This window comes from Muricauda sp. SCSIO 65647 (genome assembly GCF_021534965.1).
Classification (GTDB): Bacteria; Bacteroidota; Bacteroidia; order Flavobacteriales; family Flavobacteriaceae; genus Flagellimonas_A.
This window is the reverse complement of the sequence record NZ_CP091037.1, coordinates 2487501-2502112: the sequence shown is the minus strand read 5'-3', so window position 1 is coordinate 2502112 and position 14612 is coordinate 2487501. Positions and strand designations below refer to the sequence as shown.

Annotated in this window: 12 protein-coding genes and 1 tRNA gene (1 of these 13 only partly in view); 5 read left to right on the top strand and 8 right to left on the bottom strand. The window is 42.1% G+C overall.

Features of this window, described 5'->3' with window-relative positions; all coding sequences use genetic code 11:
* Nucleotides 1–198 precede the first annotated feature (198 nt).
* Both L0P89_RS11010 and L0P89_RS11005 read right to left on the bottom strand, forming a co-directional pair.
* The gene (locus tag L0P89_RS11010; RefSeq protein ID WP_235265152.1) at nucleotides 199–849 is read right to left on the bottom strand and encodes a hypothetical protein; all 651 of its coding nucleotides are present in this window, start codon (nucleotides 847–849) and stop codon (nucleotides 199–201) included.
* A 204-nt stretch (nucleotides 850–1053) separates the two neighbouring features.
* Nucleotides 1054–1383, bottom strand: a complete 330-nt coding sequence (locus L0P89_RS11005) for a hypothetical protein (RefSeq protein ID WP_235265151.1) — start codon at nucleotides 1381–1383, stop codon at nucleotides 1054–1056.
* A gap of 236 nt (nucleotides 1384–1619) precedes the next feature.
* Between L0P89_RS11005 and L0P89_RS11000 the strand changes: the two genes are divergently transcribed.
* Both L0P89_RS11000 and L0P89_RS10995 read left to right on the top strand, forming a co-directional pair.
* Complete coding sequence (locus L0P89_RS11000; protein WP_235265150.1) at nucleotides 1620–2333, top strand: YIP1 family protein; 714 nt, start codon at nucleotides 1620–1622, stop codon at nucleotides 2331–2333.
* 220 nt (nucleotides 2334–2553) lie between these two features.
* Complete coding sequence (locus L0P89_RS10995) at nucleotides 2554–3096, top strand: hypothetical protein (RefSeq protein WP_235265149.1); 543 nt, start codon at nucleotides 2554–2556, stop codon at nucleotides 3094–3096.
* 424 nt (nucleotides 3097–3520) lie between these two features.
* On the opposite strand, the gene L0P89_RS10990 is transcribed toward L0P89_RS10995, so the two are convergent.
* The 6 genes from L0P89_RS10990 to nhaD form a co-directional block, all read right to left on the bottom strand.
* A tRNA-Val gene (locus tag L0P89_RS10990) sits at nucleotides 3521–3595 on the bottom strand.
* Nucleotides 3596–3760: 165 nt separating this feature from the next.
* Nucleotides 3761–4972: a bifunctional folylpolyglutamate synthase/dihydrofolate synthase gene (locus L0P89_RS10985; protein ID WP_235265148.1), complete on the bottom strand. Its 1212-nt coding sequence runs from the start codon at nucleotides 4970–4972 to the stop codon at nucleotides 3761–3763.
* On the bottom strand, nucleotides 4972–5883 hold the full coding sequence (locus L0P89_RS10980; protein WP_235265147.1) for an energy transducer TonB: 912 nt from the start codon (nucleotides 5881–5883) through the stop codon (nucleotides 4972–4974). The genes L0P89_RS10985 and L0P89_RS10980 overlap by 1 nt, the downstream gene beginning before the upstream one ends.
* Nucleotides 5883–6269: an ExbD/TolR family protein gene (locus L0P89_RS10975; protein ID WP_235265146.1), complete on the bottom strand. Its 387-nt coding sequence runs from the start codon at nucleotides 6267–6269 to the stop codon at nucleotides 5883–5885. Before L0P89_RS10975 ends, L0P89_RS10980 begins: the two co-directional genes overlap by 1 nt.
* A gap of 9 nt (nucleotides 6270–6278) precedes the next feature.
* Entirely contained in the window at nucleotides 6279–6971 is a 693-nt protein-coding gene (locus L0P89_RS10970; protein ID WP_235265145.1) for a MotA/TolQ/ExbB proton channel family protein, read from the bottom strand.
* Nucleotides 6972–7026: 55 nt separating this feature from the next.
* Nucleotides 7027–8361, bottom strand: a complete 1335-nt coding sequence (nhaD, locus tag L0P89_RS10965) for a sodium:proton antiporter NhaD (protein ID WP_235265144.1) — start codon at nucleotides 8359–8361, stop codon at nucleotides 7027–7029.
* A gap of 241 nt (nucleotides 8362–8602) precedes the next feature.
* On the opposite strand from nhaD, the gene L0P89_RS10960 reads away from it, so the two are divergent.
* The 3 genes from L0P89_RS10960 to L0P89_RS10950 form a co-directional block, all read left to right on the top strand.
* Nucleotides 8603–9745: an acyl-CoA dehydrogenase gene (locus L0P89_RS10960; RefSeq protein ID WP_235265143.1), complete on the top strand. Its 1143-nt coding sequence runs from the start codon at nucleotides 8603–8605 to the stop codon at nucleotides 9743–9745.
* Nucleotides 9746–9923: 178 nt separating this feature from the next.
* The gene (gene gltB / locus L0P89_RS10955; RefSeq protein WP_235265142.1) at nucleotides 9924–14429 is read left to right on the top strand and encodes a glutamate synthase large subunit; all 4506 of its coding nucleotides are present in this window, start codon (nucleotides 9924–9926) and stop codon (nucleotides 14427–14429) included.
* 9 nt (nucleotides 14430–14438) lie between these two features.
* On the top strand, nucleotides 14439–14612 hold the start of the coding sequence (locus L0P89_RS10950) for a glutamate synthase subunit beta (RefSeq protein ID WP_235265141.1). The gene runs 1293 nt beyond the window's last position; the window shows 174 of its 1467 coding nt (coding positions 1–174); its start codon is at nucleotides 14439–14441; its stop codon lies beyond the right edge, outside the window.

Sequence of the window (14612 nt, the reverse complement as noted above, 5' to 3'; positions counted from 1 at the left end):
TACCCTTCGGGATACGCACCATATAGAGAACGTACCCAACATTTAATCAACTGCGAGGAAGAACGGGAAAAGGTATAAATTCCAATAGGAGCATCAAATAATTTACAATCCTGTTCGTAATTTCCCGTCTATTCACGAATAGAATATCCGACGGATTAGTCCACGCTCAAGGGAAACCATCAAAAAATCATTTAACCTTCAATGTAAAATCATTATTTGCGGATTAACAGGTACGGGAACATAAGACAATATGGTCCCAGAATAATCTGCAAAAACAATAAGTCCAGAAGTGTCTGAAACCAAATATTTAAAGACAAAAGTTTCAGATTTCATATCAATCATAAAATCATCAAAAGAACGTATAAAATCGAAGTCCAAATTATCTACGATCCATCGTTGAACCTCATTATTCAAAAGTACTAAATCCTCGTCGTTGGGTTCGAAAGATAAATTTCCGTCGTTAATGTTGATGATTCCGGGAGTTGACTCAGATGACGAAGGTTGAATTCTTGGCAGTTCAACGACCAACTGATTTTGATATATTTTGGGATGGACTAGCCCAAAGCCAAGACGTGCTTGTGCAGGCAATACAAAATCTCTCTTAAATTCGAAATCAGATAGTCCATATACTTGAAATTCATAAAAGTTTGTAGTTAGGTATATTTCATTTTCCAGGATAAAAGCGGTCCAAATATTAGTATCGAAGACAAACTCATGGGCTATACTTCCAGAAGCCAAATCAACTACCGTTAAAAAGTGTTTTCCAGAATCACCACCATAATAGTTAACTAAGATATAATTGTCATAACTCTCTAGATCAATCACTCTAAAACTGATATTCTCACTCAATACTTCAGCAATATCAATTCTATCGCAAGGTAGTCCAACTGTTTCATTGTATACATCAAGATGGTATAAACGCCCGCTCTCGGTTCTATCCCAACCAAGCCTAGCGAATATATCTCCGTTGCTAGTAAGATTCCATAGTGCTTCTGTACTATCCGAAGGGCAAAAATTCTGTAGTGTTGTAATAGCCCCAGTAACAAGATTCTTTTATTTTATTCCCAAGTTATCCTCCATTAGGGAATAAAAAGTGAGAAGTTCCTTAGACAATACTTCGTAGTAGTTTGATGCAGAATTCAGCTGAAGCTCATCATTGAGATTGGTGGTAGTTACTGTTCCATCTTCGGAAATAGTTACTTGAGAATACTCACTGTAAATGTTTTCACTGTAAATGGTCATCGGAATATATTCAGCTCTTTCCATATCATCATCAGGAGAATTGTCATCCGTCTCCTCGCTAGAAGAATTGTCATCCGTCTCCTCACCAAAGGAATTGTCATCCATTACCTCGCTAGAAGAATTGTCACTAGAACAAGACATTAATATTAAAAAAGACGACAATAATATTGATAAACATAGAAGTGTGCGGGCAAACTTTATCAAATAAACCATTCATTAAAATATATTGGATATCTAAAACAAAAAAATTGTCCTGCTAAGCATACAAATATATTTATCCTCTTGAGGAATATTTCAGCTTTTTAGATAAAAAACAAGTTTCTAGGATGCGATACAAAAAACGTTGGGCAACAATAGCTATAATCCATTGCTGTCCCATGATCCAACTTGAAAATTCATACTTTTATGTGGCTTACTCAACATCGGGAATATTTCCTGCGGAAAATTGCGCAACGAAATCAAAGCCGGGACCGTTAGCTTTAATTTTGATAATGCTTCAAAAACTCTGGACAAATCCGACCAAAACTTTTAATGATATCCTTTCTAGGGAAATTAGATGGATTGAAATTTTGCCTCTATTTGCCGTAAATGGAATTTATGTAGTTTACTATTTGATTAAAGCGGAAAAAGGATATAATCTTGCCAGTAATGGTAAGCTTTGGGGTGCTATTTTGGGAATTATTGTCATTGGTTCGATTTGGGGAATAATTTCCAATCTATTTGTTGGTTACCTAGTCAAAGTCACCGGCCGAATATTCAAAGCAGAAAATAATTTGAAAAAAATATACGCGGTATTTGCATGGTCTTCAATTCCATTAATAATAGCCTGCATAATAATTATTTTGAGTTTAATTTTCGTCAGAGTTATACTAGCTCAAGAAGAAACTTCTTCCTCAAACATATTCTTATCATTATTAACAATCATTTTAAATATTGGAATGATTGTGCCAGCTATTTGGTCTTTCATCCTTTTTTACAAAGGACTAAAAGTTGCCCAGAAGTTGGACATGACAAAAACAATTCTGAACTATATATTGGCAATTGCGATATTCGCTCCTCTGTATTACCTAATAATGTTTTTCGAATACTGATAGCGCATGGACTTGTACCAGTAAATAGAAAAAATAAAAAACTAAAGCTAACATGGTGTATAGCTCATTGCGCCTGCCTGTCGGCAGACAGGAATTCGTTAACTTGAAAATTAGAAACCATCAACGGCTGGATTTGCCACGGTGGAAATGCTCCGCATTTCTTCACCGCCACAAATCATAGCTGAGACCGTTAGGTGCAATTTTAGAAAACTCAAAATGAATGAGTATTATTCAGGAAATAACAAAAAAGTATAACGGAAAATACTCTGAAAACCCAGCCGCAAGTTTTAATAGTCCTTCAGGAAAATATTCTTATCAACCAAAAAATGGAATTATTAATATTGATGGATCAAAAGTCAGTATTAATTTAAATGAAGTTAGTGACGCAATGTATGGAACTGAACCTTTTCGGATTACTCTTTATCTAGATAAAGCCTATCAAACTGAATTAAATATTTTTCCAAAAGATTTGTGGAATAAGCTATTGGATTTTCTTTTTCCAAAAAGAAGAGCGTTTATCCCTCAAAAAATTTTAAAACAATTTTGGTTTGGAGGCGATAAAAAACTAATCAGACAAATCACTTCAGATAAACAATTCAACGAAAGTATAATCGATGAAAGAATTTACATAGAAACAATGCCTAAAAAATCGACTGACCGAATTGTATTAACACCTGAAAGAGGAATAAATGATATTGAGCAATTTGAAAAATTCATTGATATACTCAAACAAATAGAAAACAAAATAAAAAACAGCACCTAACAACGTGTATAGTTCATTGCTCGGAAATTCCTATTCGGAATTTCTTTCGCTTCTGAACAATAGGTCTGTCTTTATTTGCTATCTTAGTGAAAATGCAACAAACCATACACGAACACGTTGGAGCACATTCAGCCCTTGTCAATTTTTTAGCTGTTTAAGGCATTTCTGTCTTATAAGAAATTTTCATGCTCTTTGGGACCTATGGGAAATCCCCAGCAAAACTCCGATTAATTGATATAATTCAAAATTAATTTCAAGGAAAAACAGTATTGATGGTTATCAATATTAAAAGTTATCAACCACAATTTCTTTTCAATTGGCTCTATCCAGTGGCAAATTCCAGCTCTAAAAGTTCGACATATATTCGACAAAACCCAGAAATAAAAAAGCCCCCGATTTCTCGGAGGCCTTGTCGTTACTGATGTGGGCCCTACTGGATTCGAACCAGTGACCCCCTGCTTGTAAGGCAGGTGCTCTGAACCAACTGAGCTAAGAGCCCTATATCTTATTCCATCTTCCAAACAGTTACTGACCCCTACCTGTAAGGCAGTTGCTCTGTACCTCCCGATAGCTATCGGGATGAGCCAAGAGCCCATACCATTTTTAAAATGGAGTGCAAATATAGCATGATTTTTTTGTTACCGACAAGAAAAAGAACAAAAAATCAGACCACTTCGGCCACTACAAAGGTGCTGCCCCCAACAAATACGAAATCATCTTTATCTGCTGTTTGAACAGCCTTTTCAAAACCTTCGGAGACCGATCGGTAGGCATCGCCCTTCAGTCCAAAACCATCTGCAGTGCTCTTAAGTTCATTTTCCCCCAACCCCCTTGGTACATTGGGTCTTACAAAATAATAAGTCGCCTTTTTGGGGAAAAGTGGCAAAATGGCATCCAACCGCTTATCATCTACAAAACCCAGTACCATGTGAAGTTTCACAAAATCACTATGCGCAATTTGGGCCAAGACGCTCTTTATACCTTCAGTATTATGGGCTGTATCACATACCACATAGGGTGTTTCGGCAAGAATTTGCCAGCGTCCCAAAAGTCTGGTATTCTTGACCACTTGCCTTAAACCCTTTTCAATATCCTTATCAGAAATGGCAAAGCCTTTCAACTCTTTTAAACAAGCGACCACACCGAGCATATTCTTCTTTTGATAATGACCCAATAAATCGGTCTTGTACTGTTTCGAAACCTTTTGATCGGCAAAAATGATTCTTGAACCGTGTTGTGCGGCTACCCCTTTAAAAACAGTTTCCGTTTCGGTTTGTGTTTCACTGATGACCACAGGCACACCTTTTTTGATGGTTCCCGCTTTTTCAAAAGCTATTTTTTCTAGCGTATCACCCAATACATCCATATGATCAAACCCGATATTGGTGATCAACGTAGCCAATGGTTCGATGATGTTCGTTGAGTCTAACCTTCCGCCCAGTCCTACTTCGATAATAGCAATGTCAACTTTTCTATTGGCAAAATAATCAAAGGCCATGCCCACGGTCATTTCAAAGAAAGAGAGCTTGTTTTCTTTGAGAAAAGACTTGTGGTTCTCGATAAAATACTGGACATTTTCTTTGGGAATGCTTTCGCCGTTGATTTTGATACGTTCCCTAAAATCTTTCAAATGGGGTGAAGTATATAGCCCAACTTCGTACCCCGCTTCTTGCAAGACCGAAGCCAGCATATGACTGCTCGAGCCTTTACCATTGGTGCCGGCCACATGAATGCTCTTGAACTTTCTTTCTGGAGAACCTAGCCTTTCGGCGAACAATTTGATGTTATCAAGCTTGGCATTGAGTGCAACAACCCCTTTTTGCTGATACATCGGAAGCTGGGCGAACATGAAATCCAATGTCTGCTTATAGGTCACTATTGTCCTAATTTGAAGTTGACGACCACAAAGCCTATCTGTTGTGCAGGGGCGTTGGAATCTAGATTCCATTTATGAAGTAAAGCGGTCTTTCTGGCGGGTTCCAATAAGCATTGTGCATTATTGGTCGTACCCTTCACCCCCGGTGTGGCCTGTATTACCTTTCCATTTCTGTCAACGACAATGCGCACCACTACCCTGCCATCTTCATTGCACTCTTGTTGCACCTTGCCCTTGCTCACCAATGACCGTCCGCTCAGGCCATAACCGCCCGTTCCACTTCCACTGCCAGGTGCACCATAGTAAGTGGTGGCATAAGGGTCGCCATCTGGTTGGCCCTTGTCACCAGGTCTATTGTCATCGCCCTCACTGCCCGAAGCATTGCCATCAGACTTTCCGATACCACCGATAAGGGCGTCAAGCTTTTTCTTTTTGGCCTCTTCTTGTTGCCGCTTGCGCTCTTCGGCCAGTTGCCGCTCCCTTTCTTTTCGTTCGGCTTCTGCCTTTGCCTTTTTGGCTGCCTCTTCAGCTTTTCGCTTCGCTTCCCTTTGTTGTTTTATTTTGATGGACTCTTCAGACTCTTGTGTCATCAATTTTTCGCTGGGCTGCTCTTTTTCAACCACTTCTTCTTTGATGACCTCTTCCTCAACGGGCTGTTCAACCGCTTCCTGTACCTCTTCTGGTGGATTGGGCGGCTTCGGAATGTCACGGGGCTCTGATTGCACCCTCTCTCTCGGCTGAATATTCCCACTGCCGAAATCCATCGTGCCAAAATTCACGGCAATGCCGTTTTCAATGGGTGGATCTAGATAGGTCAATCCGATATAAAAAAGCAACAATAGCACCAAACTGAGCAGCAAGGTGGTAAGGGTAAAGGATTTTTTCTTGTGTCTCGTATCTAAAAACGACATTATTTTGGCCGCACGGCCAAGATGACCTTGTAACTGTTGCGGTTTGCAATATCCATCACATTGACCGCCTCCCTGATGGCAACACTTTCTTCTGCCCTCAGGATAATTGTAGGCTTTTCTTGGCCCTTAAGTGCTTTTTTTAATTCAATTTCAATGTATTCTCCGTTAATCTGCTCGTTGTTCACAAAATACCTCAGATCTTTATCTATGGTGACCGACACGTTCTGAGTATTGGTCGATTTACCCTTGGCCTTGGGCAGCAGCAGATCCAAGGCGTTTGGAGCGTTCGAGGTCAGCATAAAAAACACCAACAACAAAAACACGATGTCTGTCATCGACGACATACTAAATTCAGGACTTACCTTATTTCTACCCTTTAGTTTCATACAATGTCATTAAACCGGTTCGTTCAACAAATCAAGAAACTCCACCGCATTGGCCTCCATCTTGTGCACGACCTTATCAGTTCTGTTGACCAGGTGATTGTACCCGATATAAGCGATGATACCAACGATCAAACCTGCCACAGTGGTCGTCATGGCCGTATAGATACCTGAGGCCAACAACCCCATTTCTGCTTGGCCACCACTGCTGGCCATTTGGTGAAATGCCAAAATCATGCCAATGACCGTGCCCAAAAACCCGATCATGGGGGCAGCACCGGCCACAGTGGCCAAAATGTTCACATTCTTTTCGAGCTTATATACTTCAAGGGTACCAGCATTCTCAATGGCCACATTGATGTCATCCAATGGTTTTCCGATTCTTGAGATTCCCTTCTCAGTAAGTCTGGCCACGGGCGAATCAGTTTGGGCGCAGAGCAGTTTGGCAGCTTCCAATTTTCCGCTGGTAACATGGTCACGAATTTGGTCCATAAAGTTTTTGTCGATTCTCGACGCCGCTTTTATGGCAAAAATCCGTTCAAAATAAATGTAGAGCGCTACAAATAAAAGCACAAAAAGTACTGCAATGATCACGATACTACCAGTACCACCATTGACGATCAAGTCAATAACCGAAAGGGTTTTCTCTTCTGAAATGGTTGCACCAATCTCAGCCCCTTCTTCCAAATCTTGAAATAATAGCATAAAAATCCCCAATTTTTGTTGCAATAATAACGGAGATTTTTTGAAATAAGTATGCCTAGAACATAAAATCGCGCATCAGTATGAATACAATGGCACCTGCCAAAAAGCCTGCCAAGGCCAACCAAGCAATTTTTCTGAGATACCAGAAGAAATCGATTTTCTCCATACCCATGGCAACCACACCGGCAGCTGAACCAATGATCAACATGCTTCCACCGGTTCCTGCAGAATAGGCAATGAAGTGCCATAATGGGTGGTCCATAGGTTCAGAGAACATACCCATACTAGCTGCAACCAAAGGAACATTATCGATGACCGCCGAACCCACTCCCAAAAGCATCACGACGATATCGGTCTGGGGTATCGCCTCATTGAGACTTTCGGCATAGTTGAAAAGATATCCGAGTGATTCCAATGCCGCCACTGCCAGTAAAATTCCCAAGAAAAATAGAATGCTCGGCAACTCAATCTTTGTTAGTGCCGTATGCACAGGACTATGGTGCGCAGATTCGTGATGGTCCTCATCAATTGCAGAACTGATACTGAACTTTGCGTTACTGTAAATCTCGGCAAAAGTGGCCACAATGGCCAAAGAAAGCATCATGCCCACATAAGGGGGCAAATGCGTAATCGTTTTGAAGAAAGGCACGAAAACAATCGACCCAAGACCCAAATAGAGCATGGTAGGGCCAAATTTCGACTTGGGTGCCTCAATACTGCCCTCAAGATCTGTTTCTATTTCGCCGCTGAAAACCTTAAATCTACTTGCGATCAAAGTAGGTACAATGGTACAGAATATCGAGGGCACCAATACTCTTGTCACCAATGAGCCCGCCTCTACTTTTTCGGCTATCCACAACATAGTGGTGGTCACATCACCAATCGGTGACCATGCACCCCCCGCATTCGCATTTATAATAATAAGTCCCGCAAACCAAAGTCTGGTGTTTCGATCCCGAATCACTTTTTGCAAAATGGTCACTAGAACGATGGTGGCCGTAAGGTTGTCGATAATGGCTGAAAGTATAAAGGCCAAAATAGAGAATATCCAAAGTAGTTTTCTCTTGCTACGCGTCTTGATGTAGCCCTTTATGGTGGCAAACCCGTCAAAATAATCAATGATCTCAACAATGGTCATGGCTCCCAATAGAAAGACCAATATCTCTGCTGTTTTACCCAAGTGGTGCAACAGAATTTCATCGATATGGGTAGGCTCCAACTCTTTTAATTGCGCATTGACCTCAAAAACATCAAGATGGGCCAAAGCGATAATTGCCCACAAAATGGCCATCATGGCCAAAGCGGGAATCAGTTTGTCGATTTTGAGATTGTGTTCTAAAGTAATGGCTAAATAACCTGCAAGAAAGACTATGATAACAATGGTTTCCATATAGTAGTTGGTTTTATCGTCAACAACATACAAGATGTCGTATGAGGCTAAAGATATTCAAAAAAGCTTTTCTAGCACAAACCGACCCTTTGAAATGAAGAAATTAAGTTTTTCTTAAAGTCGTTCAGTGTTTCTGACAAAATTGCGGTTTGCGTAATTCGCATTTTGAAGGGATGTTTTCTGAAAATGACGCAGCGAAACTGTATATTTGCACTGCTATTTTGTTCATTTTACAACTATCATGGATTTTACCTTTTCAGAAGAGCAGTTAATGATACAGCAAGCTGCGCGAGACTTTTCACAGACCGAATTGCTTCCAGGGGTCATTGAACGTGACGATCAACAAAAATTTCCTACAGAGCAAGTAAAAAAAATGGCGGAATTGGGTTTCATGGGTATGATGGTCGACCCCAAATATGGGGGTAGCGGACTGGATACCTTGTCATATGTACTGGTCATGGAAGAGCTATCAAAGATCGATGCGTCCGCATCGGTCATCGTATCGGTCAACAATTCTTTGGTCTGTTGGGGATTGGAAACTTTCGGAACGGAAGAACAAAAAGAAAAATACCTCACCCGTTTGGCCTCAGGAGAAGTTCTCGGGGCCTTTTGCCTGTCAGAACCGGAAGCCGGTAGTGATGCCACTTCTCAAAAGACCACGGCAATCGACCAAGGAGACCATTATGTACTGAACGGCACCAAAAATTGGATCACCAACGGAAACTCGGCCGAAATCTATTTGGTCATTGCACAGACCGATGCCGAAAAGGGACATAAGGGCATTAATGCGCTGATCGTGGAAAAAGGAATGGAAGGCTTTGAAATAGGTCCAAAAGAAAACAAACTGGGTATTCGTGGAAGCGACACCCACTCTCTGAACTTCAACGATGTAAAGGTGCCGAAAGAGAATCGTATCGGTGAAGACGGTTTCGGCTTCAAATTTGCGATGAAAACCTTGGCAGGGGGCAGAATCGGCATCGCGGCCCAAGCATTGGGCATTGCCGCGGGCGCTTATGAACTGTCACTGAAGTACTCAAAAGAACGAAAGGCCTTCGGCACAGAAATTGCCAACCATCAGGCAATAGCTTTCAAATTGGCCGATATGCACACCAAAATTCAAGCCGCCCGCCATTTGGTCTACAAAGCGGCCTGCGATAAAGACAAGGGTGAAAATTATGATCTATCGGGCGCCATGGCCAAACTATACGCTTCAGAGGTGGCCATGGAAACCACGGTTGAAGCCGTTCAGATACACGGCGGCAATGGTTTTGTAAAAGATTATCATGTCGAGCGAATGATGCGGGATGCCAAGATCACCCAAATATATGAGGGCACTTCAGAAATTCAGAAAATCGTAATTTCTAGAACTATTTTAAAGGATTAAGTTTCAATACTGATTTCCTGAGACCCTAATTGCCAAAATGGCAAAATATCTCCTTTGAAATTTTCAAATTATATATTTTTTTATGTTTTGATCTAAACATTGATTATTCCATTTCATTTGTTCGTAAAGGCTGATTTTTATTTATAATTTAGGATGTTTTACCCGAAATTTCGTAAAGATGAAGCCAGAACGACAAGGACTATATCTCCCAGAGTTTGAACATGACAATTGCGGAGCGGGATTTATCTGTAGCCTAAGAGGAGAGAAATCGAACGATATCATCCACAAGGCTTTGGAGATTCTTGACAAACTAGAGCATAGAGGTGCCGTCAGTGCCGATGGCAAAACCGGTGACGGTGCCGGTATTTTGATCGATATACCCCATGATTTTTTCAGTGATGTTTGCGCCTTTGAACTGCCTGAACCCGGCGATTACGCCGTAAGCAACGTATTCCTTCCACAGAAAGAAAACCAACGAAACCACTGTATTGAGATATTTGAAGAAAATATCAAACAGCAAGGCCTTGAATTGCTCGGGTGGCGCAATGTACCCGTCAATAAAGGTGTGCCAGGCCAAATAGCGGCCGAGACCGAGCCTTTTGTAAAACAACTTTTCGTTGCCAAAGGCGATAGTGAGGATGATTTTCAGTTCAACCTGAAGCTTTTCATAGCCAGAAAGGTGACCGAGCACGCCATCATCGACTCACAGCTATCGCAGTCAGCATTTTTTTATGTGCCGAGCCTGTCGACCAAAATCATTATTTTCAAAGGACTTTTGATGCCCAATGACATCAGCAGGTACTATGAAGACCTATTAGACCCGAGAGTGGTCACCCGATTGGCATTGGTGCACCAACGCTTTTCGACCAACACCTTCCCTACTTGGGATTTGGCACAGCCTTTCCGCTATATGTGCCACAATGGAGAGATCAATACGCTAAGAGGCAATGTGGCCCGTATGCGCTCGCGGGAAGAGCTCATGAAAAGTGAATGGTTCGGTGATGAATTAAAGAGCATTCTTCCTGTTGTACTGCCGGGCAAATCTGACTCTGCCAGTATGGACATGGTCGTAGAGCTACTTTTGATGACTGGCCGTTCGCTACCTGAAGTAATGATGATGCTTGTTCCCGAAGCTTGGGAAAAGAACCCTGAAATGTCTGAATCAAAAAAGGCCTTTTATGAGTACAATTCTTGCTTGATGGAGCCTTGGGACGGTCCGGCATCCATTCCATTTACCGATGGAAATTATATAGGTGCGGTTTTGGACAGGAACGGCCTGCGCCCCTCAAGGTATTCTGTAACCAAAAAGGGTTATGTCATCATGTCGTCTGAGACCGGTGTTGTTGACCTTCAACCCGAGGAAATAGAATTTCACGGTAGATTGGAGCCCGGCAAGATGTTTTTGGTCAATATGGAAGAGGGAAGAATTGTAAATGATGAGGAGATCAAGGAACATATCGCCAAGCAACATCCCTATAAAAAATGGCTAAAAAATAATTTGGTACATCTGAGGGATATTCCCTATAATGATTGTCCATTGTTTTTTGGTGAATTTCCTTTAGAAACCCGTAGTTCGGCATTTGGCTATACATTAGAGGATATCAACACCATTATCCTGCCCATGGCCAAAAATGGAAAGGAACCTATTGGGTCTATGGGGTCAGATACTCCTATCGCCGTACTTTCTGAGCGCCCACAGCTGATCTATAATTATTTCAAGCAACTGTTCGCACAGGTCACCAACCCACCTTTGGATGGTATCAGGGAAGAGTTGATCTGTGATATCAGCCTTACCTTGGGCAGCGATCAAAACATTTTTGATGTTGATGAACTCCACTGTCGAAAATTGAAGATTCAAAATCCGGTGATTTCCAAAGAGGATCTGGACAAAATCAAGAACTATGATTCAAGTCCAGATTACAAAGTGGTTCCTATCCCCATTCTTTATGAAATCGAAAAAGGCCACAATGGCCTTGAAGAGGCATTGGACTCTATTTTAGACCAAGCCTCAAAAGCAGCGGATGAAGGGGCCAACATCATCATACTTTCTGACCGGATGATCAGCAAAGAAATGGCTCCCATTCCAGCATTGTTGGCATGTTCTTATGTGAACTGTGGTCTGAGCAGGTTGAAAAAGCGTTCAAAATTGAGCATCATTGTCGAGTCGGCAGAGCCTCGAGAAGTACATCATTTTGCCCTTTTGTTCGGTTTTGGGGCCAGTGCCATCAACCCGTATATGGTGAACGAGATCATCGATCAACAGATCAAAGACAATGACATCACCGAATACACTTTTGACCAAGCCATCAAAAACTATAACAAGGCCATCGGCAAGGGTATTCTCAAAGTGATGAACAAAATTGGTATTTCTACCTTGAACTCCTATAGGGGGGCACAATTATTTGAATGTATAGGCCTAAATACCAAAGTAGTCGATAAATACTTTCCGAACACCCCGACCAGAATACAGGGAATCGGACTATATGAAATTGAAAAAGAAATCGCCCGACGACACAAAAAAGCTTTTAAAAATGGAGGCATTGCGGCCAACCTTGATATTGAAATCGGGGGCGAGTACCGTTGGCGGCGCAATGGTGAGAAACACATGTTCAATCCATTGAGTGTAGCCACACTGCAAAAAGCGGTCAGAAATAACGAGCCGGCCACCTATAAAGAATTCTCTGAGATGGTCAATGAGCAATCAAAAAACCTCATGACCATACGCGGGCTGTTCGAGTTTTCCAATTTTGACCCAATACCCATCGAAGAAGTCGAACCATGGACAGAAATCGTGAAGCGTTTCAAAACAGGGGCCATGTCTTACGGAAGCATCAGCAAAGAAGCCCACGAGAACCTCGCGATTGCCATGAACCGAATAGGCGGAAAAAGCAATTCTGGTGAAGGTGGTGAAGATGCTGAGCGATTCTACAAAAATCAATCTGGTGATTGGCGCAACAGTGCCATAAAGCAAGTGGCCTCGGGCAGGTTTGGTGTAACCTCAAATTACCTCGCCAGCGCCCAAGAAATACAGATTAAAATGGCGCAGGGAGCCAAGCCCGGTGAAGGGGGCCAATTACCAGGCCCAAAAGTAAACCCCGCTATTGCGAAGACCAGAAATTCTACCCCTTACGTTGGGTTAATATCACCACCCCCACACCACGATATTTATTCGATTGAAGATTTATCACAACTTATCTATGATTTGAAATCTGCCAATCGCGATGCCAGGATCAATGTGAAATTGGTATCAGAAGTGGGCGTAGGTACCGTGGCTGCTGGTGTTGCTAAAGCCAAGGCAGATGTTATTTTGATTTCTGGGTTTGACGGCGGTACGGGAGCCTCTCCATTGACCTCGTTGAAGCATGCGGGCCTACCTTGGGAACTCGGTATTGCAGAAGCCCAACAGACACTTGTATTGAACGATTTACGAAATCGGGTCGTATTGGAATGTGATGGCCAATTGAAAACTGGGCGTGATGTTGCGATAGCCTGTCTTTTAGGTGCTGAAGAGTTTGGTTTTGCCACTGCACCATTGGTAGCTTCAGGTTGTATCATGATGCGCGTTTGTCACTTGAATACCTGCCCAGTGGGCATTGCGACCCAAAATCCTGAATTGCGCAAAAAGTTCAAGGGCAAGCCAGAACATGTAGTCAACTATATGTACTTCATCGCTCGAGAACTTCGAGAAATAATGGCCAAATTAGGTTTCAGAACCGTTAATGAAATGGTCGGACAGGTTCATAAACTGAATAGAAAAAAGGCCATTGAACATTACAAAGCCGCGGGCGTTGACTTGACCCCCATACTTTACAAAGTAGAAGTGCCCGAGGGCACCAAGTTTTACAATAACGAAAAGCAGTATCATGGTATTGAAAACTCAATTGAGTTTGATATCATCGCCAAGGCACATCCGGCATTGTTCAGAAAAGAAAAGACAACCTTGGAGTTTCCCATAAAAAATACCGATAGGGCGGTAGGTGCCATAATCAGCAATGAGATTTCAAAAATTTATGGTGCGGAGGGCTTACCGCACAATACCCTTAAACTCAATTTCACAGGGTCTGCGGGTCAAAGTTTTGGGGCTTTTGCCACAAAAGGCCTTACCATGATCGTAAACGGCAATACCAATGATTATTTGGGAAAAGGCCTATCGGGTGCCAAATTGATCATCAAAGTTCCTGACAAATCAACGCTGGTCCCTGAGGAAAATATCATAACCGGCAACGTGACGCTATATGGTGCCACTTCTGGCGAGGCCTATATCAACGGTAAGGCAGGTGAGCGTTTTTGTGTCAGAAATTCTGGGGCAAAGGCTGTGGTCGAGGGCATCGGAGACCATGGCTGTGAATACATGACGGGGGGTATTGCCGTGATTCTTGGCAAAGTCGGTCGAAATTTTGGTGCAGGCATGAGCGGCGGTATCGCCTATGTTTTTGACGAAGATGGCTCCTTTACAAAGAATTGTAATGGCGAAGCCTTGAATTTACTGGCCGTTGAAGAAGACAACGATATCAGGGAATTACGCGAACTGATTGAAAACCACTATAATGCAACATTGAGCCCGTTAGCTCAGCGAATTTTGGAAAATTGGGAAAGCTGTCTTTCTAAATTCATCAAGGTATTCCCTGAAGAATATAGACAGGCATTGATCAGATTGGAAAAAGAACAATTGGAAACCTTATAATCGATTGCAATGGGAAAGACTACCGGATTCATGGAATATGAGCGACAAGATGAGGTTTATGCTCCTGTCAAAGAGCGTATCAAACACTACAAAGAGTTTACCAAACCGCTCAAAGAAAAAGAGCTGCAGAATCAAGGTGCCCGATGTATGGATTGCGGTATTCCTTTCTGCCACAGTGGTTGT

What these genes read in the sequence shown, in the direction of transcription:
- L0P89_RS11005 (WP_235265151.1), bottom strand. Translation starts at nt 1,383, where the DNA reads ATGTCTTGTTCTAGTGACAATTCTTCTAGCGAGGTAATGGATGACAAT.
- L0P89_RS11000 (WP_235265150.1), top strand. Translation starts at nt 1,620, where the DNA reads ATGATCCAACTTGAAAATTCATACTTTTATGTGGCTTACTCAACATCG.
- L0P89_RS10995 (WP_235265149.1), top strand. Translation starts at nt 2,554, where the DNA reads ATGAGTATTATTCAGGAAATAACAAAAAAGTATAACGGAAAATACTCT.
- L0P89_RS10980 (WP_235265147.1), bottom strand. Translation starts at nt 5,883, where the DNA reads ATGTCGTTTTTAGATACGAGACACAAGAAAAAATCCTTTACCCTTACC.
- L0P89_RS10975 (WP_235265146.1), bottom strand. Translation starts at nt 6,269, where the DNA reads ATGAAACTAAAGGGTAGAAATAAGGTAAGTCCTGAATTTAGTATGTCG.
- L0P89_RS10970 (WP_235265145.1), bottom strand. Translation starts at nt 6,971, where the DNA reads ATGCTATTATTTCAAGATTTGGAAGAAGGGGCTGAGATTGGTGCAACC.
- nhaD (WP_235265144.1), bottom strand. Translation starts at nt 8,361, where the DNA reads ATGGAAACCATTGTTATCATAGTCTTTCTTGCAGGTTATTTAGCCATT.
- L0P89_RS10960 (WP_235265143.1), top strand. Translation starts at nt 8,603, where the DNA reads ATGGATTTTACCTTTTCAGAAGAGCAGTTAATGATACAGCAAGCTGCG.
- gltB (WP_235265142.1), top strand. Translation starts at nt 9,924, where the DNA reads ATGAAGCCAGAACGACAAGGACTATATCTCCCAGAGTTTGAACATGAC.